Source organism: Reyranella massiliensis 521 (assembly GCF_000312425.1).
Lineage (GTDB): Bacteria > Pseudomonadota > Alphaproteobacteria > Reyranellales > Reyranellaceae > Reyranella > Reyranella massiliensis.
In genome coordinates this window covers 144,273-165,374 of the sequence record NZ_HE997181.1, presented here as the reverse complement: position 1 = coordinate 165,374, position 21,102 = coordinate 144,273, and the positions used below count along the sequence as shown (strand labels likewise).

At 64.9% G+C, this 21,102-nt stretch carries 16 protein-coding genes; 6 read left to right on the top strand and 10 right to left on the bottom strand.

Features of this window, described 5'->3' with window-relative positions; all coding sequences use genetic code 11:
- Window positions 1-46: 46 nt before the first annotated feature.
- Window positions 47-421, bottom strand: a complete 375-nt coding sequence (locus BN60_RS00895) for an STAS/SEC14 domain-containing protein (RefSeq protein ID WP_020694084.1) — start codon at window positions 419-421, stop codon at window positions 47-49.
- A 34-nt stretch (window positions 422-455) separates the two neighbouring features.
- Window positions 456-896, bottom strand: a complete 441-nt coding sequence (locus BN60_RS00890) for a PPC domain-containing DNA-binding protein (protein WP_020694083.1) — start codon at window positions 894-896, stop codon at window positions 456-458.
- A 142-nt stretch (window positions 897-1,038) separates the two neighbouring features.
- On the opposite strand from BN60_RS00890, the gene BN60_RS00885 reads away from it, so the two are divergent.
- The 5 genes from BN60_RS00885 (at window position 1,039) to BN60_RS00865 (ending at window position 7,342) form a co-directional block, all read left to right on the top strand.
- The gene (locus BN60_RS00885; RefSeq protein WP_020694082.1) at window positions 1,039-1,662 is read left to right on the top strand and encodes a TetR/AcrR family transcriptional regulator; all 624 of its coding nucleotides are present in this window, start codon (window positions 1,039-1,041) and stop codon (window positions 1,660-1,662) included.
- Between the two features lie 2 nt (window positions 1,663-1,664).
- Window positions 1,665-2,828, top strand: a complete 1,164-nt coding sequence (locus BN60_RS00880) for an aromatic ring-hydroxylating oxygenase subunit alpha (RefSeq protein WP_020694081.1) — start codon at window positions 1,665-1,667, stop codon at window positions 2,826-2,828.
- Between the two features lie 64 nt (window positions 2,829-2,892).
- Window positions 2,893-3,987, top strand: a complete 1,095-nt coding sequence (locus tag BN60_RS00875; RefSeq protein WP_020694080.1) for an NAD-dependent epimerase/dehydratase family protein — start codon at window positions 2,893-2,895, stop codon at window positions 3,985-3,987.
- Between the two features lie 87 nt (window positions 3,988-4,074).
- Window positions 4,075-4,992 (top strand): polyphosphate kinase 2, encoded by a 918-nt coding sequence (gene ppk2 / locus BN60_RS00870; protein ID WP_020694079.1) that lies wholly within the window; start codon window positions 4,075-4,077, stop codon window positions 4,990-4,992.
- Between the two features lie 13 nt (window positions 4,993-5,005).
- On the top strand, window positions 5,006-7,342 hold the full coding sequence (locus BN60_RS00865) for an Orn/Lys/Arg family decarboxylase (RefSeq protein ID WP_020694078.1): 2,337 nt from the start codon (window positions 5,006-5,008) through the stop codon (window positions 7,340-7,342).
- Between the two features lie 2 nt (window positions 7,343-7,344).
- On the opposite strand, the gene BN60_RS00860 is transcribed toward BN60_RS00865, so the two are convergent.
- The 3 genes from BN60_RS00860 to BN60_RS00850 all read right to left on the bottom strand — a co-directional run bounded on the left by BN60_RS00860 (window position 7,345) and on the right by BN60_RS00850 (window position 9,214).
- Window positions 7,345-7,908, bottom strand: a complete 564-nt coding sequence (locus BN60_RS00860) for a GNAT family N-acetyltransferase (protein ID WP_020694077.1) — start codon at window positions 7,906-7,908, stop codon at window positions 7,345-7,347.
- Window positions 7,909-8,054: 146 nt separating this feature from the next.
- Window positions 8,055-8,270 (bottom strand): hypothetical protein, encoded by a 216-nt coding sequence (locus BN60_RS00855; RefSeq protein ID WP_020694076.1) that lies wholly within the window; start codon window positions 8,268-8,270, stop codon window positions 8,055-8,057.
- Between the two features lie 50 nt (window positions 8,271-8,320).
- Window positions 8,321-9,214: a LysR family transcriptional regulator gene (locus BN60_RS00850; RefSeq protein ID WP_020694075.1), complete on the bottom strand. Its 894-nt coding sequence runs from the start codon at window positions 9,212-9,214 to the stop codon at window positions 8,321-8,323.
- Between the two features lie 80 nt (window positions 9,215-9,294).
- On the opposite strand from BN60_RS00850, the gene dapA reads away from it, so the two are divergent.
- Window positions 9,295-10,179 (top strand): 4-hydroxy-tetrahydrodipicolinate synthase, encoded by an 885-nt coding sequence (dapA, locus tag BN60_RS00845; RefSeq protein WP_020694074.1) that lies wholly within the window; start codon window positions 9,295-9,297, stop codon window positions 10,177-10,179.
- On the opposite strand, the gene BN60_RS00840 is transcribed toward dapA, so the two are convergent.
- Genes BN60_RS00840 through BN60_RS28450 form a run of 5 tightly spaced genes read right to left on the bottom strand, consistent with a single transcriptional unit; the run spans window position 10,176 to window position 21,014 of the window.
- Window positions 10,176-12,284 carry an HlyD family efflux transporter periplasmic adaptor subunit gene (locus tag BN60_RS00840; RefSeq protein WP_020694073.1) on the bottom strand — a complete coding sequence of 703 codons (2,109 nt, stop codon included), beginning with the start codon at window positions 12,282-12,284 and terminating at the stop codon, window positions 10,176-10,178. The genes dapA and BN60_RS00840 overlap by 4 nt on opposite strands.
- Window positions 12,281-13,684, bottom strand: a complete 1,404-nt coding sequence (locus tag BN60_RS00835; RefSeq protein WP_083855895.1) for an efflux RND transporter periplasmic adaptor subunit — start codon at window positions 13,682-13,684, stop codon at window positions 12,281-12,283. The genes BN60_RS00840 and BN60_RS00835 overlap by 4 nt, the downstream gene beginning before the upstream one ends.
- A 10-nt stretch (window positions 13,685-13,694) precedes the next feature.
- Window positions 13,695-14,489: an efflux RND transporter periplasmic adaptor subunit gene (locus BN60_RS00830; protein WP_020694071.1), complete on the bottom strand. Its 795-nt coding sequence runs from the start codon at window positions 14,487-14,489 to the stop codon at window positions 13,695-13,697.
- 2 nt (window positions 14,490-14,491) lie between these two features.
- Window positions 14,492-15,283: a TolC family protein gene (locus tag BN60_RS00825; protein ID WP_020694070.1), complete on the bottom strand. Its 792-nt coding sequence runs from the start codon at window positions 15,281-15,283 to the stop codon at window positions 14,492-14,494.
- On the bottom strand, window positions 15,216-21,014 hold the full coding sequence (locus BN60_RS28450; protein ID WP_083855893.1) for a DUF4347 domain-containing protein: 5,799 nt from the start codon (window positions 21,012-21,014) through the stop codon (window positions 15,216-15,218). Before BN60_RS28450 ends, BN60_RS00825 begins: the two co-directional genes overlap by 68 nt.
- Between the last annotated feature and the right edge of the window lie 88 nt (window positions 21,015-21,102).

Here is a 21,102-nt window from a genome sequence, read left to right as displayed (position 1 = left end):
CAGGCCCTGCGCGCCCGACGAATGATCTGCCGAAAGCTCCCCCTCTTCAGTCTGCGAACCCATTTGAAACTTCCGCAATCCAGCGGCGCGCCTCGTGGATGCTGCGAAACAGCTTCACGGGGCGGTCACTCTGAGTAGCGTCGGCAAAGTTCTGCGCCAGTTCTTCGCGCTCCGGATCGACCACGAACGCCACGGCGCCGCGTGTCACCTCGCCGGCACGCAACCACGATGCAATGTGCCCGATCTGATCCGCCGTCACTTCCGAGGTCGACGTCGAGACGTCGATGATCTTGGCGAAGTGCCGTACGTTCCCGTCGACGATCTCACGAGCACACCGATCGACATCTTCGGCCGTGATCTCGCCACGCGCAACGACGACGATGGTTCGGGACAGCCGGTGGATTTCTACATGCAAGGGCATGACCCAGAGAGTAGGTCATGCCGGTTCCGAATTTCTATGACAGATCGATCAATGCCAAACCCAGTTCCGGTCGCTGACGGCGGCGCAGCCTTGCCGGCGTTTCGTTGATGGTGACTTCGAGGGTTGGCCGCACGACGCCCTTCAGGAAGTGCCCCCCGCGCGTGGTGCCATCGCTCAGGCCCATCACGGCATGCATGTGGAGACTGGGCTTGCCGTCGTCGGCCACCGCGATATCGCCCAAAAGGCTCAACCCCTCGCACTGACTTTCGATGTGGATCGGCTTGTACGTCTTGTTTGCAAGGTCGAACCACCCCAGCGTGGCACGCTCGAAGGCTCCGATCGCCGTCAGCGACGCCGCCGACAGGCTCTCTCTAGCCGCGAAATCGCTGATCGCTGCAAAGGCTTCTTCGCCAGCGGCCAGCACGAGGACGAACGTTCGCTCGCCTGCTTCTTCGAAGACGAGTTTGGATTGCATCGGGAAGGCTCCTGTCGCGAGACAACGGTCGCGACTTAACCCATCAACCGCCCGGTCGTTGCAGGAGACCGGCAGATGGGGGATTGACATGAATTGAATACAGGTTCATTTCTTTATCAAGAATTGAACCGGAATTCACATCATGGCCTATCGCCATACCGAGCGGGTTCAGGAACAGCTCCAGGACAAGCGGGATCGCATCCTGCAGGCCGTTCGCTCTGTCGTGGGCGAAGTGGGCTTCCGGGGGGCCCAGGTCGCCACGGTGGCCGAGGCCGCCGGCGTGGCGACCGGCACGGTCTACCGGCACTTCCCCTCCAAGGGTGAACTCTTCGCCGAAGCGCTGAGCCTGAACGCCGGTCACGAGCTCGCGGTGCTGGCGGCCGTGGCACGCTCCGAAGGTACGGCGATGGATCGACTGGCCGATGCGGTGCGGGTCTTCGCGCTGCGCGCCGTACGAGCGCGGCGGCTGGCTTGGGCGATGATCGCCGAGCCGGCCGAGCCGGAAGTCGATGCCGCCCGCCTCGCGTCCCGCCGCGCCTTCGCCGATGTGTTCGAAGGCCTGATCACCGACGGAATTGCGGCCGGCGACTTCCCACCGCAGAACGCCCGCCTCGCCGCGGCCGGCCTGATCGGTGCGTTGACGGAAGGGCTGATCGGCCCGCTGGCGCAGGATGCCACCCACCAACCCGACGCCGCCGCGTTGGCGCGCGACGTAACTGCCTTTTGCCTGCAGGCCGTCTCGGCCCGCCCCTACAAGGAGTCCTGACCATGACGACGATGGCGGCAGAACCTTACTGGCAAAACATCTTCCAGCGCCTGCTGGGCGAGATGGATCGGCGCACCAGCCCGGACTGGAAGGCTGATGAAGCCAGCCTCGATCCCGCCATCTACATCGACCGCAACCGCTTCGACCAGGAGCAGGCGCGCCTGTTCCGCCGCCTTCCGCTCTGCCTCGGGCCCGCCGACCAGTTGTGCGAGCCGGGCAGCGTAATGGCGCGCGAGATTTGCGGTGTGCCCCTGCTGGTGACGCGGACGCGCGAGGGCAACGTAAAGGTTCTGCTCAATGTCTGCCGTCATCGCGGCGCACGGCTGATCGTCGAAGAGGGCGAGCCGTGCCGCCGCCAGAGCCTCGTCTGCCCCTACCATGGCTGGGCCTACCGCCTCGACGGCTCGCTTGCCGGCGTGCCGCGCGCCGAGGCCTTCCCGACTCTGGACAAGCACCTGACCGGCCTGCGCGAGCTTCCCTCCGTCGTGCGCCACGGCATGATCTGGGCAATACTCGATCCGGCAGCCAGCCTGCCCGACATGGCGTCGTTCCTGGAAGGCGTCGACGGCGATCTCGACGCAGCCGGTCTCGGCAGCCACCGCTTCTATCGTCAAAGCACCAGCCGCCGCGCCACCAACTGGAAACTGATCGTCGAGGCCTTCCTCGAGATCTACCATGTAACCCGCCTGCATGCCGGGACCATCGGTCCCTTCTTCACCGACTCGGTGTCGGTGAGCGACACGCTCGGCCCGCACATCCGCTTTCTCGCGGCGCGCGAACGCACCAGGGAAATTCGCGACCTGCCGCCCGAGCGCTGGACGCTCAGCGAGCATGGCACGCTGGTGCATTACGTTTTCCCGAACACGATCATCATCTACCATCCCGACTATGTCAGTCATCTCGGGCTGTTCCCCATCGCCCCGGGCGAAACGTTGTTCGTGCATTCCATGCTGACGCCGCAACTTCCCGGCGACGAGAAGGCCGAAGCACATTGGGCGCGGTCCTTCGACCTGATCGACCGTGGCGTGTTCAACAGCGAGGATCTGCCGATCTGCGAGCAGATCCAGCGCGGGCTGGCCAGCGGCGCCAACGACCGGCTGATCGTCGGCCGCCTGGAACAGAATCTTAAGCGCTTCCATGCCAGCCTCGACCGCGCCCTGAACTGACGCCTCGACCGGCGGAACGCGCCGCCTTTGCGCACGGCCAGGGCGTGCTAGGCTGACGGTTCCAATGCCGAGCAAAAAAGTCCTGATCGCTGGCGCTACCGGCCTTGTCGGGTACGCCGCCATGAAGCACTTCGCGACCGAACCCGGCTGCGAGGTCGTCGCGCTCTCCCGGCGGCGTCCCGCCGAAACTCACGGCGCGCGCTGGTTGCCCCTCGACCTCACCGACCGGGCGGCCTGCGCCAAGCTCGCGCCCGAGTTTGCAGGGGTGACACATCTCGTCTACGCCGCGCTCTACGAACGACCGGGTCTGGTCGCGGGCTGGCGCGAGGACGAGCAGATTCGCACCAACGACCAGATGCTGCGCAACCTGTTCGGCCCGCTGGAGCAAGCCGCGCCTGGACTGCGCCATGTCGCCCTGCTGCAGGGCACCAAGGCGTATGGTGTGCATGTCCGCCCGCTCACTGTGCCGGCACGCGAGAATCGTTCGGAGATGCACGAGCAGCCGAATTTCTACTGGAACCAGGAACGCTTTCTCGCCGCTCAACAAAAAGGCAAGGACTGGACCTGGTCGATCCTGCGGCCGGTGCTGATCGTGGGCGATTCGGTCGGCAGCGCCATGAACGTGATCCCCGCTCTGGGCGTCTACGCCGCCATGATGCGCCGCGCCGGCAAAACCAGGCTCGACTATCCCGGGGGCGTGGGACGGGTCGCCCAGGCCGTAGATGCCGACCTGTTAGCGCGTGCCATCGCCTGGTCCGGCGAGGCCGCTGCCGCGCGCAACGAGATCTTCAACGTCACCAACGGTGACGTGTTCGTCTGGCCGAACGTCTGGCCCGCCATCGCCGACGCCCTGGGATTTGCACCGGGCGAGCACGTACCTCTGGCACTCGACCAGAAGATCCGACCGCAGGAAGCCGAATGGGCGGAAATCCGCGCCGCCCACGGCCTCGTATCGGGAACGCTCAAGGAGTTCGTCGGCCTCTCCTTCGAATATGCCGACTATACGATGGGCTTCGGCCGCACCGAGCCCGGCCCGGCGGCCCTCGTCTCGACGATCAAGTTGATGCAAGCCGGTTTCACCGAGGTCATGGACACCGAGGCGATGTTCCGCAAGTGCTTCGCCGAGATGCAGGCAAAACGTCTCCTGCCCCGCCCCTAAAGGCTCCTTCCGGCTGTCGCGAAACTGTCATCGGCAGCGCTCACCTTCCGCCGGCGTTATATGGCGGAACGTGACGGAGGGCCTGCCATGGACAGAAAATCGAACCGGGATACACTCGAAGACCGCGTCCGCCGCGAGCTGGCCGACAGTATCGACGAGGAGCTCGAACTGGAGCTTGGCGACGAGCTGCTGTCGCACCTGCCCGATCAACCCGATCTGACGCGCCACGACGAAATAGACCGCAAATTCTACTTCACCGAGCTGCTGCGCCTGCAGCGCGAGCTGATCAAGCTGCAGACTTGGGTGATCAACCACAAACTCAAGGTCGTGGTGCTGTTCGAGGGCCGCGACGCCGCCGGCAAGGGCGGCGTCATCAAGCGTGTGACCCAGCGCCTCAATCCGCGTGTCTGCCGCACCGTGGCCCTCTCGGCGCCCAGCGAACGCGAGCGCACGCAATGGTACTTCCAGCGCTACGTGGCGCACCTGCCGGCCGCCGGCGAAATCGTGCTGTTCGACCGCAGCTGGTACAACCGCGCCGGCGTCGAACGCGTCATGGGCTTCTGCAGCGAGGCCGAGATCGAGGAGTTCTTCCGTACCGTCCCCGAATTCGAGCGCATGCTGGTCCGCTCCGGCATCATTCTGGTGAAGTACTGGTTCTCGATCACCGACGATGAGCAGAACCTGCGCTTCCTGATGCGCATCCACGACCCGATGAAGCAATGGAAGCTCTCGCCCATGGATCTTGAATCCCGGCGGCGCTGGGAAGAATACACCAAGGCGAAGGAAGAGATGCTGGCGCGCACCCACATCCCCGAGGCCCGCTGGTGGGTGATCGAAGGCAACAACAAGCGGCGGGCGCGACTCAACTGCATCCACCATCTCCTGCAACAGGTGCCCTATCAGGAGGTGGCGCACGACGCTATCGTGTTGCCGCAGCGCGAGCACAAGCCCGACTATCTCCGCACGCCGGTCGCCCCCGAACTCTACGTCCCAGCAGTCTACTGACGGATCTCAGCCGATGGATTTCTTCAGGCGCTTCACCTTCCTCTTCTGTACTCCGGCCTTCGACACCGACGATCTCGAAGGCCACCGGCTGGGGGAGATCACAGCCGCCATCGACAGGATGGGCTTCCAGGTCGTGCGTGCCCGGCGCATCGAAGACGCAGAGATCGCCGTCCAGACCGACGCCGCCGTCGGCTGCATGGTGGTCGACTGGGGCAAGAAGGGCCTCGAAGGCAAAGCCGTCGCCCTGATCAACCTGATGCGACGGCGTGGCCTCGAAATGCCGATCGTCATCCTGGTGCGCCGCAAGCGCTTCGAGGACATCCCCGTAGAGGTGCTGGACTATATCGACGGCTATATCTTTCTCTCCGAAGAGACGCCGGAATTCATCGCCAAGAACCTGGTGAGCCGGCTGAAGCAGTACGCCGAGACGCTGAAGACGCCGTTCTTCGGCGCACTCGTCGACTATGCTCAGGAGGGCAACCAGCTCTGGACCTGCCCCGGCCACAATGGCGGCATCTTCTACAACAGGAGCCCGATCGGCCGGATCTTCGTCGAGCATCTGGGCGAGGCGGTATTCCGCGACGACCTCGACAACTCGGTGCTGGATCTGGGCGACCTGCTGGTCCACGAGGGGCCGGCGCTGAAGGCCCAACAGGAGGCGGCGGCGATCTTCGGGGCCGAGAAGACCTACTTCGTGCTGAACGGCACGTCGTCCTCCAACAAGATCGTGCTGCAGGCGCTGGTCGCCGAAGGCGACCTGGTGCTGTTCGACCGCAACAACCACAAGGCGGCACACCATGGGGCGCTGTTCCTGGGCGGCGGCATCCCGGTGTTTCTCGAAACCGACCGCAATACGCACGGCCTGATCGGCCCGATCTTCCATGAAGCCTTCGACGAAACCCGCATCCGCGAGAAGATCCGCACCCATCCGCTGATCGAGGACAAGGACGCCTGGAAGCGCGAGCGGCCGTTCCGCGTCGCCGTGATCGAGCAGTGCACCTACGACGGCACGATCTACGATGCCCGCATGATCGTCGAGAAGATCGGCCATCTTTGCGACTACATCCTGTTCGACGAAGCCTGGGCGGGCTTCATGAAGTTCCATCCGATCTACGCCGGCCGCTTCGCCATGGGCCTCGCCGGCCTCGGCCCGGATGCCCCCGGCATCATCGCCACGCAATCGGCGCACAAGCAGCTCGCCAGCTTCAGCCAGGCCTCGCAGATCCACGTCAAGGACAGCCACATCGAAGGCCAGCGTCGCCGCATCGAACACCGGCGCTTCAACGAGTTCTTCATGCTGCACGCCTCGACGTCGCCTTTCTATCCGCTGTTCGCCTCGCTCGATGTGGGCGCGCAGATGATGAAGGGCCGCTCGGGCGAAGTGCTTTGGGACGACACGATTCGCCTCGGCATCGAGTTGCGCAAGAAGGTCCGCGCGATCCGGCGGGAATTCGAGGACAAGGAGCGCGATCCGGCTCGGCGCTGGTTCTTCGAGGCCTTTGTTCCCGACCGTGTAACCGTCGCCGGCCGGAACTCGGCGTGGGAAGACGTGGCGACCGACGACCTCGCCACCGACGCCCGTTACTGGGAACTGGCGCCCGGCGCGCGCTGGCATGGCTTCAGCCATGTGGCGCCAGGCTATGCCATCACCGACCCCAACAAGCTGATCCTGCTGACGCCGGGCTTCGACCGTGAAAGCGGCCTCTACGCCACGCATGGGATTCCTGCGCCCGTGGTCGCTCAGTATCTGCGCGAAAACCAGGTCGTGCCGGAGAAAAACGACCTGAACTCCCTGCTCTTCCTGCTGACGCCGGGCGTCGAATCGAGCAAGGCGGGCACATTGCTGTCGAGCCTGGTGGCCTTCAAGCGGCTGCACGACGACAATGCACGGCTGGAAGACGTCATCGGCGAATTCGTGCGGCGGCGGCCGGCGCGCTACGCGGGCCTCCGGCTACGCGACCTCTGCGCGCAAATGCATGCCTTCTTCCGCGACAGTGCCGTCAGCACGCTGCAGAAGGCGCAGTTCGCACCCGAACACATGCCGACGCCGGCGATGCCGCCGCACGAAGCGGTGCGCCAGCTCGTGCGCAACAATGTCGACTATGTACCGATCGATCAGGCGGCCGGGCGCATCGCCACGACCATGTTCGTGGTCTATCCGCCCGGTATCGCCAGCGTCGTCCCCGGCGAACGGCTCGACGAACGGGCCAAGCCGATGCTCGACTATCTCGGCATGTTCGAAAAAGCCGCCAATCTGTTCCCCGGCTTCGACGTTGAGATCCAGGGCATCTATCGGGAAGTTGACAGGAACGGCGCTGTCCGATTCCACACCTACGTGGTGCGGGAGTAGGCCTATTTGGCCGGAGGGGTCGTCGCGCCGTCGCCGATGGCGCGCTGCATCAGGAGGCTGTCGGTCCAGGTGCCATACTTGAAGCCGACACCTTCCAGCAGGCCGACCCGCCGGAAACCATGAACCTCGTGCAGGTTCTGCGAGGCCGTATTGTCGGCATCGATATACGCGAACATCTGCCGGAAGCCTGCGCTTGTACAGGCGTCGATCAGGGCCGGCAGAAGCAGCCGGCCAATGCCCGAATGCAGATGCTCCGGATGCACGTAGATCGAGTGCTTCACGGCATAGCGATAGGCCGGCCGTTTGCGGAAGGGCACTGCATAGGCGTAGCCCACGACGGCCCCATCGCGCTCGGCGACGAGATGCGGCAGGCGGCGACGCAGCATGTTCTTGCGCCGTCGCTTGATATCGTCGGCGTGCGTCGGTTCTAGATCGACTTCGCCCAGTCCGCGCGTGATGTGGTGCGTGTAGATCGCCAGCATCGCCGGCACATCGCTCTCAATGGAAGGCCGCACGCCGACGCCGCGCGACTTCTCTCGAACCGCATCACCCGCTGCACCATTCAATGGACGCCTCCACCAGACCAGATACCATGGTCCGGATCAAACACGGGGCGATGACGGTTTGATGTCGTTGATAGGTGGTGCCTGAAAAAACAAGGGGCCCGGAAAGCGAACTCTCCGGGCCCCTTGGACGCCCCCTCTTGAACTCTCTATCTCGCCCGGTCGACGGCCGCCTTGACGCCGGCCTGCGCCTTGTCTGCCAACTCGCCGAGGCCGTTGGCGCGCTCCGCCCATTGGTGCGCCTCGCGCGGCACTTCGTAGCCCATCACGGTCTGCGGCAGCTTGAGCGACAGGCCGCCGGTCAGCGCCAGATAGGCGACGCCAAGGAGACCAAGCTTGAAGCCCCAACCGAGGAGAAATCTCATGCGCGCGAAGATACGGCCCGAGCCGCCGTCTCGACAGGTGTCGCTTGGTATCAATTGTTGGACATCTGGTTCCCGCGCGGCCGGCCGGAGAAACTCGCGCGCACGTGATCTGCGAGATCGCGTGCGGCCGGACTGAGGCCAGGTGGTGCGTAAAGATTGATGCGAAACTCCGGCAGCGACGGCAGCTTCGCGGCACGCGCGGCCGCGCCGGCAAGAATTTCAAACCGTTCGGGCACCGAGGAACGCAACAAGGGCGCGACAGCAAGGCCTGCTTCGAGAACGGCGTAGACGGGCTCCAGCCGACTGACCTCGCAGACCGCGCGCCAGTCGCGCCGCGTCTTGCCCAGCGCCTCGATGGCAATGGGCCGGAAGACACAGGTCGGCGCACCGAGAGACACCGGCAGCGGATCCTTGAGATGCGCATCGCCTCCCGGCGTGCCGACCCAAACCAGACGGTCGGTCCGCAAGGTTTCACCGTGGCGGCCGCATTCCGTCTCCGTCGTGAGCGCGAGATCGACGCCTCCCGACTTCAACTGCTCGCGCACGATCTTCGAGTCTTCGCAGACCAGCGAGACGCGAACGCGCGGCTGCGCCTTGGCAAAACCACGCAGGATCGGCGGCACGAAGCTGCCGATGATGTCATAGGGCACACCGAAGCGGACCTCGCCCTCGAACTGCGGTGTGCGCATCGACGACCAGACTTCGTCGTTCATCGCCACCAGCCGTCGCGCCTGCGCGAGCAACCTCTCGCCGGCCGGTGCGAGAACAATGCCACGCCCCTGGCGCTCGAACAGGCGGCAGTCCAACGCCTCTTCCAACCGCTTGATCTGTTGGCTGGCGGCCGCCTGACTCATGCCGAGCGCGGCGGCCGCACGTGTAATGCCGCCGGATTCGACGACCGTCAGAAAGGCACGCACCAGCGCCAGATCTAGATCCCTACGCATCGAGATATATAATGATAGGTGAACGATATTATCAAAAACATTCGATTTTCTTATTCCAGGAGCAAGCATAGCCTAGCCCAATGACCACTCGCATTTCCGGCCTTTGGGTGCCGCTGATCACGCCGTTCAAGGATGGCGCCGTCGACTTCGAGAGCTACGACCGTCTGGTCGAGCACTATATCAAGGCCGGTGCCGACGGCTTGTTTCCGCTCGGTACCACCGGCGAGTCCCCGACCCTCGACGAAGCAGAGATCGACGCGGTGGTCGAGCGCACCACCGCCGTTGCGCGCGGCCGTGTGCCGATCCTGGTCGGGGTGGGCGGCAATGCCACGCGCAAGGTCGAGAAGACGCTGAAGCGGCTCGAACGCATTCCCTTCGCGGGCATCGTCTCGGTCTGCCCCTACTACAACCGGCCCAGCCAGGACGGATTGATCGCCCACTTCCGGCAGATTGCGGCGGCGACCGACCGCGCCGTGCTGATCTACAACATCCCCTATCGCACGGCTGTGAACCTCTCCAACGACTCGCTGCTGGAACTCGCCGAAGTGCCGAACATCGTGGGCGCCAAGGACAGCTCGGGCAGCATCGCGCAGTCGCTCGAACTGCTGGCCCGCAAGCCGGAGGACTTCTCCGTGCTGACGGGCGAAGACGCGCTCTACTTCACCATGATGGCGCACGGTGCGGAGGGCGGCATCCTGGCGGCCAGCCATTTGATGACCGAGCGGTTCATCGAGGTCGGCCGCCGCTTCGCGGCCAACGACGTGGCGGGCGCACGCACTGCCTGGGCACCGCTCGCCCAGTTCGTGCCGCTGCTCTTCGCCGAAGCCAATCCGATGCCGATCAAGTACCTGCTGTGGCGCCAAGGCCTGATCGCCTCGCCGGAATGCCGGCTGCCCCTGACGCGGATTTCGGACGGCCTGGCCAGCCGGCTCGATGCCTATTTCGAGCGGCGCGCCGCCGCCTAGGGCGACGCCTCGCGCAGGAAGAGGGCGACGGCACGCCGATAGATGATGTCGGCGATGCTGCGCGGCGGGGCATCGATGACGACGGTGCCGACGGTGCGCGACGTCGTCGTGCCGAGCGGCCGCTCGCCGCCGACCAGCAGGACGCGATAGAGGGCGTGCTCCGGCACCAGCGTGTTCTGTGCCCCGCGACGGACCGAAATCGGGCCCTCGTGCGTCGAGGCGAGTTCGATCACTTCGAGCGCCCGCGTCGAGGCATGCGCCACTTCCGCGACCTTGAGCACAAGTGTGTCGCCGTCGACCTGGATGAAGCGCGCCGCGGCGCCGGGCCGCACGCGGTCGAGATCGGCCTCCGAGACGAACGCCTCGACCACCGAGCTGTCGGCCGCGACCAGCACGCCCAAGCGCTCCAGCCGGCGGATCTGCGCGCCGACCCGTAGGTCAGTCGGGATATCCCGCACCTCGCCCGCGAAGGGGGCCGTAACTTCGAGGCTGCTGGCGCGGCTTTCCGAGCGGGCCAGAGCTGCGCCTGCCTCCGAGGTGCGCGCCAGGGCTGCCTGCTGGGCACGACGACGTTCGGGATTGTAGGTGCCGGCCGTCTGCTCCGCTTGTGCTGCTTCGAGCTGGGCGCGGGCAGCAGCGATATCATGATCGATCTCGACAGAGTCCATGCGGAACAGAACCTGCCCCTCGGTGACTCGCGCCTTCTCGCTGACCATCGAAACCAGCCGGCCCGGTTCAGCCGCCATCAGCACCATCTGCCGTTCCGCCCGAAGCAGGGCCGGCGCATCGACCCGGCCACGCCACGGCACCAGCAAAGCCAGCATCAGTAACGCCAACAGCGCCAGCGTCCCCCAGGTGTAGCGGTTGGGCTTTCGGACCGTCGGCAACTTGGCCCACACTCCGAACTCCTTCACGATCGGCCGGGCGACGAAGAACCAGATCTCGATCACCATCAACACCACGCCTAGGACCTTGAAGGTGAGGTGGTAGACCAGCACCGCAATGCCCATGAACAGGAAGAAGCGGTAGATCCAGGTCGCGATCGACCAGGTGACGATCACCCGGACGAGATGCGGCGGCAATTGCTCCGGCGGTGCGACATTGGGCCGGAACAGCATTTCCCGCATCAGCCAGCGCGTATAGGCAAAGCCGCGCTCCTGCAGATTTGGAAAGTCCAGCAGGTCGGAGAGGATGTAGTAGCCGTCGAAACGCATCAGCGGGCTGATGTTGACCAGCAACGTCAGCAGCCACGTCGAGCTCGAAAGCACGAACATGGCACTGCGCGTCGGCCCGTCCGGCAGTACCGCCCAGGCGATCGAGGCCACCGCGGCGATCAGGATCTCGGCTCCCATGCCGGCCGAGTCGATCACCAGCCGTTGCCGCCGGTCGGTGAGGCGCCAGGCGTCGGTCGTGTCGGTCCACAGCACCGGCCACATGACCAGAAAGGCAATCCCCATCGACGGCACGCGACAGCCATAGAGCTTGGTCGCAAAGCCATGCCCCAGTTCGTGAAACACCTTGGCGAAGGAGATGGCGATGCCCATCTGGATCAGCCCGTCCAGCGTGGTCTGCTCGATCAGACTGTGGCTGTAGCGTTCCCAGTCGCGCGAGATCAGGAACAGCGCCAACACACCCAAGGTGGCGATGCCGATCATGCCGGCGCGCGTGAATATCCAGCGGACCAGCGGCAACGCCGCCGTCAGAAAGCGATCCGGATTGACCAGCCGCAGGCGCAGGAAGAGGTAATTGTGCACCAACCACGAGGCGGCAGACTTGCGCTCGAACGCGCGCTCCGCGGCCATCTGCTGTGTCTCGGCGGCCGTCGTTGCCTGTAGCAGTCCTGCGCCGCGCGCAAACTTGGCGAAGCGCACGATGTCGTCGGTGCTGGGTCGTAAGGTCGTTTCGGCGGCAATCGCAGCCAGGATCGCGTCCGGCGCACGCAGGCCCCAGCGGCTCAGAATCTCGAAGTCGAGCCAGCCTAGCCGTACGAATCGATGGCGTGCCGGATCATAGATCGACCAAGTGGGCTGGCCTTCCGACAGCGGTCCCGGCGTTAGGGTAAGATCCTCACGCAGCGGTGGCAGAACACCGGCTGCCGCAGTCATGCCACGAGCTGGCGCAGATAAGCCAGCGGCCGGCGCAGCAGCCAGACCGCGAGCGGCCGCGGCGGTCCGAAGATCTTGGCCGTTCCCTTCAATCCCAGCCGCAGGTCTGCGCCGCCGGCAAGATCGGCACGCGCGGTGTAGGCCAAGACGCCGCTCGGCGTCACAGTCGTGGCGTAGCTTACGAACACGACCTTGCCGGTCACGGGCCGATCGGGCGTGAGGTTGCTGAAGAAAGTCACCTCGGCGCCCTCCTCCAGGCTCGTCGCCTCGGTCACGGGCAGCTCGATCTCGATGCGCGAGGAGGTCGGGGGTGAAACCTGAAGGATGCGCTCGCCGACCTCGACCGGCTTTCCGATCCATTCGGCCGGATCGTTGAACACGGCGATGCCATCGGCCGGAGAGAGGATATCGGCCCGCCCCAGTCGTGCCTGGCGGTAGTCGAAGTCGGCACGCGCCTCGTCGAGACGGGCGCGCAGGGTGGCGAGTTGCTCGCGCGCCCGCGGATCGGTGATGGCTTCCTGCGAGGTTTGGCGGAACTGCGCCGTTGCCGTCTCCAGCACTTTGGCCGCAACTTTGTATTCGGCATCGAGCTGCCGCCGCTCCAGGCGCACGATGAGCTGCCCCGTCTTAACCTGGGCGTTGGGCGCTACCTCGATGGCATCGACCACCCCCGCGAACGGCGCACGCACGAAGGCCGGCGTCTCGGCCACGACGTCAGCTGGCGCGATCGCGCTGGAACGGACCGGCACCAGACCTGCGCCGACGAGAAGGGCAATGACCGCCGCGATGGCGATGCGCTTGATCTTGCGGCGGCCACCCAGCTTCACTGGCGCCAGCCGCGCACGCGCGAGTTCCCAGGCCTGGCCATAGCTGCCGCAGAGCACGTTCAGGAGCGGCTGTTCATTGTCCTGCCAGGCCGTGCGACGGCCGAGCATCAGGATCGCCACGGTGTTGCCACGCACGCGAAGCGGCCACCATAGGAGATGCGGTGCCAGCCAGGCCTTGGCGCCCTCTTCATCGCCCTTCACGGCCTCGGGGCCGAGCTTCTGAACCTCGTCGCGCTTGCCGGACGAGACAACGCTGCGATAGAGCCGCTCCAGCAGCAGGACATAGGGCGCACCGGCTTCGAGCCGTGCCGCCCCCGACAGCGCCACCACGCGCTCGGTTCGGGCATCCCACAGTACGGCCTGATCGTAGGCCACGGCCCGTACCGTCTCGTTGACAATGACAAACGGCAGCTCTTCGCGACCGGCGTCCCGCGCCCGCGCGGCAAGCTGCAGCACCTCCGTCATGCGCAGGAGCTGCTGGTTCAGCCGGCCCACTTGAGCAGGCGCCGAGAGTGGCGCCTGCGGCGGCGTCTGCCCCTGAGCCGGTCGCGCCGGTTGAGGAACCGGACCCATTGCGAATGGCCTAGCGCGACGCGCCGGCGAACTGGGCGGTCCCGCTCATGCCGGGCAGCAGGTTCCCGGTATCGCCCTCGATGCGACCATAGATCTTGATCGTCTGGCTGGCGGCGTCGACCTTGCCCGAGATGCGCGTGATCTTGGCGTCGTAGCCCTGCTGCATCTCGCTTACATGCAGCCGTGCCGCGGCGCCTGGCTTCAGCCAAGCGAGCCATAGCGAGGGCACGATGAACTCGAGTTCGAGGTCGCGGTCGTCCACGACATCGAGCAGCGGCGCCCCGGCCTGGACGAACTGGTAGTTGCGCACAGAGGTGGCGGCGACCCTGCCGCTGAAGGGCGCCTTGATCACACAGTTCTCGACCGCCGTCTGGGCGACGGCGACATCGGCCGTGGCGACGCCCACATCGTTCTGCGCCGTCGCAAAGTCGGCCTTGGAGTAGGCATTGAGCGCCTTCAGCGCCTGCTGCGTTTTCAGGAGGTCCTGACGCTTCGTCAGTTCCGCCTTGGCGCGGGCGAGCATTGCGTCCTGCTGGGAGCAGTTGAAGCGGACCAGAACCTGGTCTTCCTTGACGCTGTCGCCGTCGGCAGCCGGGAACTCGACGAGTTGACCGGCCATCGGCGCAGCGATCACGGCCGTCGCCCGGGCCGTGACCTGCGCTCCGATCGGCTGCGCGGCGGAAGAGGCCCCGTTGGACGCCAGATTTGCCGCTCCGTTGCCAGCTCCGTTCTGGCCGGCAGCGCCGGTGGTCAGGCCGATGGAGAGAATGCCGAGAGCTACGCCGGCAAGTACGGATTTGGTCATGATCAGTCCGCCTTTGCTGTTTGGAGAGGCGCTGCGGGAGTCGCAGAGGTGGAGGGCGCGGGCTCGGGAGCCGGGGCTGCCGTCGGCAGTTCGGGCAGCTGGCCGGCCTGCCAACGGATGATCGCCTGCTCGACCTGGGAGGTGAGCGTCGGCAGATCCTGCAACTCGGCGCCGGCGGGTACGAGGTCCATACCGGTCGCGGAGTAAACCGACGCCAGCGAGGACAGCACACGGACCTGTGCTCGGTCGCGGGCGATGCGCGTTGTCAGCACGGTGAGCTGACGGCGAATGCGATCGGCTTCCGATTGTGCTCCGGCTTCCGACACGCTGTCGGCAACGCGGCCGATCTGCACGCCGACGCGATCGACATCCTTGGCCGTCTTGTAGGTGTCGAGCGAGTTGGCATACTCGTTGATGGCGAGATTGATCTGGCTCAGGATCGCCACGCTCAACGCAACACGCCGTTCTTCGGACAGATCCACCGCCTGCTTGGCCACGGCAATGGCGCGCGGCCCCTGGATCATGCTCATCAGGTTGAAGGTAGCGCGGATGCCGATCTCGCCCCAGGTGTTGGTGTAGAGCAGGTTGTTCGAATTGAAGTTGAAACCGCCGATCATGCCGATGCCCGGCAACATCTTCAGGATCTCCTTGTAGATGTCCTGCTGGTCGATCTTCTTCTGATAGGCCTCGATGCGCAGCTCCGGACGCAAGGTCAGGCCGATATCCTCAAGCCGATGGTTGTTCAGACCGAACTGCGGTTCGATATTGTCCGCCAGACCGCCCGAGAAGACCACGTTGGTGCTCGACGGAATATTGATCAGGGTCGCGAGCTCGATGCGCGCGGCCGAGAGTTCGTTGCGGATAGGCGCCGTTCACATCGGTAGTCGTCGTCGACGTGCCGGTGATCCAGGCTCCGGTCAGGGTGACACCCTGCAGCCGCGTGTCGGATGCCGAGTTCGGTCCAAGGTCCTGCCCGTTCAGCGCCGAGCCGACGTCGTTCCAGACATTGCCCTGCACCAGGCCCAGGCCGATGGACGTGTTCGCCGCATAGTCGTTGACGCCGCCAGAACCATTGCGCTCGCCTGTAGCGGCACCCGACGTGCCGATGCCATCGCCATCGTAGGCCGTGCCATGGAAATTGCCGGCCGTAATGAAACCATTGGTGTCGTCGAGCGACGCATAGGTCACCGTCGCCGTGGCATCCGCAACCGACTGGGACCGGTCGATCACCGTCGTCGTATAGGTGAAGCTCTTCGACACGCCGACCCCGAGAGTCATCGAGGCCAGCAGCGCACTCGTACCGTCTCCCGAAGAGATGAACAGATCGTCGGCCGATCCAGACTCCGTGAGGCCGCTGATCGCGCTCTGATTGCCGGCAAGAGTATCGTTGAGGTTGACGTTATAGGCAGTCGTATTGCCGTTGTTGGTGAGCGTGACCTTCCACTTCACTTCACCGGTCGCCTGATTGATCGATTCGACGACCTTGGTGATGCTGACGCTGGGCTCCCGCACCGTCACCACGGTGTTCGTGGATGTCGTGGAGCCTACCGCGGCGAACGTATTGAGGGTGGTGCCACTCTGATTGGCAGCACTGTTCAGGACGACCGCCGTGAACTCCACAATGGCGTAGTTCTTGACACCCGAATTGGCGTTATTCTGAACGGTGCCAAGGCTGAAGGTGACATCGCCACCATCGCCCGCGCCGCCGGTAATAGCAGCGCCGGTCAGAGGCGTCGTCAAATCGTAGGTTGCAGGATTGAAACCGCCGATGCTGCTGTCGGCTTGAATCCCTGCGATGTTGCCGGCCGGATCGACGACGGACGAAATCATCGAGCCATTGGCGCTCGCCAAGACGACCTCGGCACCGCCGACGTACTGCAGACCGTTGGGAATGTTGACGACGATATTGACGTTGTTGTTGAGGCCCGTGGGAATTTCCACGTAGACCCTCATCCGCACCAGCTCGCCGGGAACCACGTCGGCGGTTGTCGCCGGGCTCGCGGGCGTGGGCGGAGTCGTGTCGGTGCCATTCGACTCGTCGACGATCACCAGGACCGGCGTAAACACGCCCGTCGTTACCTCCTTCGACGCCGTCGTCGTATAGGTGCGCTCGCCCGTCACGGTGCCTGGCATCGAGGTGTAGGTGCCGGGCGCGTTCGAGGTCTTGACCTCCAGCGACGTATTCGCCGCCAGGTCATTGTTGACCGTCGCCTGGAAAGTGAAGGTCGCCGTGCCGCTTGCCGCCAGCCGCTCGATCGAAACCGTCCGAGCGGCATCGTTGACGACGACATTGGTCGCTCCGGTCGAGCTGACCAGAGTCAAGCTACCCGGCACCCAGGTCAGGCCGCTCGGCAACACGATGGTATCGAAGAAGTCTTCTGCCGGGGCGCGGGGCAATGCGCCGTTGGCCACCGTGAAGGTGTAAGTCAGCACCTGGCCGCTATGGACCACGTTGTCGGGATCGTTGACCGTGATGGTCTCGGTGACGCTGGGGTCGCGCTCTGTCGCCGTGGCGGTACCGTCCAGCGTGTGATTATCCCAGTTCAGCGTGCCGGTGTTGGGCAGCGTCGAATTGTTACCGACGGTACCATCATTGGCGACCTTTGCCGTGACGGTGAAGGTGACCGTGCCGTTGGCATCGACATTGGCGTTCTTGATGTCGCCGAAGTTGGCCGTGACGGTCCGCGTCCCGGCGTTGTAGTTGAGCGTCAGCGTGCCGTCGGCCGTCACGTTCGTTCCGAGCGTGACGCTGCCCATGACGACGTCAGTCAGGTACTGCGGCAGCACGTCCGTAAACGTCACATTGTCCATCTGCCCTTCGGGAAGGGTGATGGTGAAGGTGTAGGTGATCGTCTCGCCGACGACGACGTTGTCGCCGGTCGTGTTGGGGTTATCGGTGCTCGAGATGACCTTGGTGAAGCTGGCGTTGTTGGTGGCGACAGTCGCACCGTCGGTGATGCTGGAGGCGTTGCCGCCGACCGGCGTGGTACCGCTGACGAAGCCAGGGCCACCATTGGCGCCCGACCAGTTCAGGATCGAACCGGCCAAGGCGAGCGTCGTGCCGACCGCCTGGGTGTCGGTGAGCTTCAGATCGTAGGTGACGTAGAGGATGTCGTTATTGGCAGCGTCGCCCGCACCTTGGAGCACGACCGAATTCTGCGTGCCGTCGCCGCCATGGATCTGGATACCCGTAGCCGAGAAGAACTGGGCCGTGGTGCCGGTGAAGGCCAGCACCGTACCATCGCCGCGCGTGACCTTGAGATTCGTGACGTCGGTCGCGCTGTAACCGGACGGCAGGGTGCCGCGCACGATGACGTCGTACGCCACGCCATGGCCGGTATTCTCGACGGTCTGCACGACGCGCACGGAATCGCGGCCGTCGGCGCCCGAGACGTTCTGGTTGAGGGCGTCGTTGCCCGTGATCGTGCTGGGAATCGTGCCGATGAAAACGTTGCCATTCCCGGAGGGCTGGAACACCGTCGTCGGGTTCGCGTTGCCGGTTCCGTCGCCAGTATAGGCCGCGCCGCCCTCGGTCGTGCCGGTATTGCCGACCAGCGAGACGACGCCGGTCTTCGTAATCAGGCTCGGCTCCAGCATGGTCTGCTGGCGGATCGCAGTGTCGGAGACGTTGGTCCCGGAGGCGCTGGTGTAGGACGCCTGTGCCTGGCTCGTCAGCGCGAGCCCGTCGGCGAAGGGCTGATCCGATGCCCGCACGGTGAACTGTACCGTGACCTTCTGGCTGCCGGCGTTGCTCGTGCTGTCGTAGGTGCCAAAGTTGAAGCTGATGGCATTGCCGACCGTGTCGACGGTGGCCGTCGGCGTGACGCCCGACGGATCGCTGAGCACCGTGAACGTGTTAACGTCGGTGCCGTTGCCGGCCGTCATCGTCGTCAGATTGTAGACCGGCAGCGGCAGGAAGGCCTTGAGGTCGAGATTGCCGTAGTCGCCCTGCGTCAGATCGTAGGTCACCGTATAGGTGACGAGTTCTCCGGCCTGCACCTTCACCGGGTCGCCGGGGTTGATGGTCGTGCTGCCGACCTTGACGATCTCCATCTTGAGGTCGCCGTTGACCACCCGATTGGTGACGCCCGAGGTGTCGGACTCATCGACGGCTGTGGAGCCCGGCACGTGGCTGGTGACCTTGCCGGAACCCGTGACGGTGTTGGTCGTCTGATCGCTCTCGCGCAGGCTCGCGCCGCCGTTGATGTCGGTATAGCGATCGAGCACCTGGGCATAGAAGGTGACCGTTCCTTCGGTGCCGTTCACCGTACCCTGAAGCACTGAGTCGCCACCGGGCTGCGCGCCCAGGAGGCCACCGACATCGAAGCTGATCACGGTCTCGCCGTTGGCGTTGCGCGCGACATAGTTCCAGAAGGCGGCCGTACCGGACGTCGCCACGGTCTGGCCGTTGTCGGTCGTCATGCCATCGGCGATCGCACCGAAATTGATGTCGACGGCCGTTCCACCGTTGCGGATGACACTCAGCACAGGCGACATGCCCGGGAGCAGAGTCATGCCGTCGCCCAGGATGTCTTCGAGCTTGAGCTGGCTCAGGTCGAAGTAGTCCGAGACCTGGAACTTGATCGTGTATTTTACGACGTCGCCCGGCGAGAAGCCGGTCGCGGCCGTATCGGAGACGATGGCGCTCTCGACCTGTACGGCCAGCGACTTCGCCGTGAAGGTCGGGTCAACGCCGTTGCCGCTGCCACTGACCGCCTTGGGACCAACATCGAAAGAGTCGGCGGCGGGCGTCCAGCCGTTCGCGGTGTAGGTGTAGGTCGGGCTTAGATTGATCGGCTCGGGATCACCGTTGCCGGGCGCAATGATCTGGCCGCCGCCGGCCGCGGTCTGCGGGACGAAGATCGGGATATCGATCGTCTGCTGCGCCGAAAGCGAGGCAAAGCGCACCGTAAGCGTGCCGCCCGGGCCGCTGCTCGACGGCGTGACTTCCGCAACACCGCCGCCGCTGATGGCGATGGCGCTGCCTGTCCACTGCACGTCGTTCGGAAGCTGCAAGGTGAAGGCGAGGTTGTTGATCGGCTGGCCACTGACAGCGGGCGCCGGCTCGAGCGTAACGCGATACATGCCGGGATGGCTCGAACCGGTGGCGGTCTCGCCCTCGCCCGGCTCGGTGGTGACCTCGGTCTTCACGTTGAGCAGCTTGACGTTGAGGCTCGACGTCGCGCTGGCTCCGAGGATCGCAGCGTCGGTTCCCGGGTTGTTCAGCGCGTCGGCACCATATTGATAGCCACCGACGGCGACCATCTTCAGGTCGCCGCTGTTGGTGAGCTCGCTGCGGCTGTCGAGGTTGAAATTGAGCGTGACCTCGACCTTCGGCTGGGTGGCCGTGAAGCTGCCAAACGGCAGGGTGAGCACGTACATCGTGTCACCGACCTGGAAGCCCGGAGGCGCCGTCACGAAAGTCGGCTGGCCACTGGCGTCGAGGAGCAGCGGATTGATGGCACCCACGGTACCGACATGGCCCGGAATCTGATCGGACAGCACGATCGTCTGGACGCTGACATTGACGCCGAGATAGGTCGCGGAGGTGAGCGTCGCGCGATGGTCGGCAACGGCTGCCGCACCCTCCGCCGTCGGCACGAAGAGCTGGACGAACGGGCCGTAGCCCACGCCGTTCGCCGCCGTATTGTCGAAGGTGAGTGTCTGCGTGAAGGTGCTGCCCAGCAGAACGTCGGTCGAGCCCGACAGGGTCACGACAGCAGTCGGCGCATCGAGCACCGAATCGTAGGCCGCCATCGCCGACGCGCTGAACGGCATGGTCGGATCGACGGTGCCGGCGGTGCGCTCCAGCGCCCAGTCGCCGCCCAGAGTCGAAAGACCCGTCGCATCGGTCGACGCCGCGACACCGACGCCGGTCAGTGCATGCAGATCGTTCACGAAGGCGGCACCCGCGGCGCCGGCGCCGACGTCGCAGCCCCAGAACTGGATCTGCGCATTGTCGGCCAGGCTGTCGCGCCAGCCGGCGATGTCCTGCGCACGGGCATGCAGGGTCGCGTCGTTCACAGTCGAGGCGCCCAGCTCGATCTGGCCGGCCTGGCCGTAGGTCAGGAAGTCGACTTCCTTGACGCCATGCATCCCGTCGAGTGCCTTGGTGACCTGCGTGATGCCGTCGAGCGTCGGATCGATGACCACGACCTTGGTGTTGGACGAGACGCTGTCGGCCAGCGCCTTCCAGCCCGACACCCGGGGATCGACGAACAGAACGGAGTCGACGGGCGCGTCGGAGGACTGCGGGCCGCCGTCGGCCTGGCTCGCCTTGTCATTGGCAGCTGGGGTATCTGCGTCGTTCTTCTGCGCAGCGTGTTGCGGGTCCTTTACGGCTGCGGAGTCCGCTGGCTTTACCGTCGCATCGCCCCCCGGGACGTCGTGGCTCGACGCTGTGACGGCCGCGCGATCCCCCGCCGAAGTTGCAGATCGTATTGCAATATTATTGTCTTTCGGCTGCGTCGACGCTGCAACAATGCTCGCGTCGAAAAGCATGCGAGGCTCGAGAACGAAACTCATGGCACACACCCACCAACTGTAACCACAAAGAATCGGCTGCAGATTGCTAACGCAATGCAGTTACTGACGCAGCCTCTAGGCGAGGTCG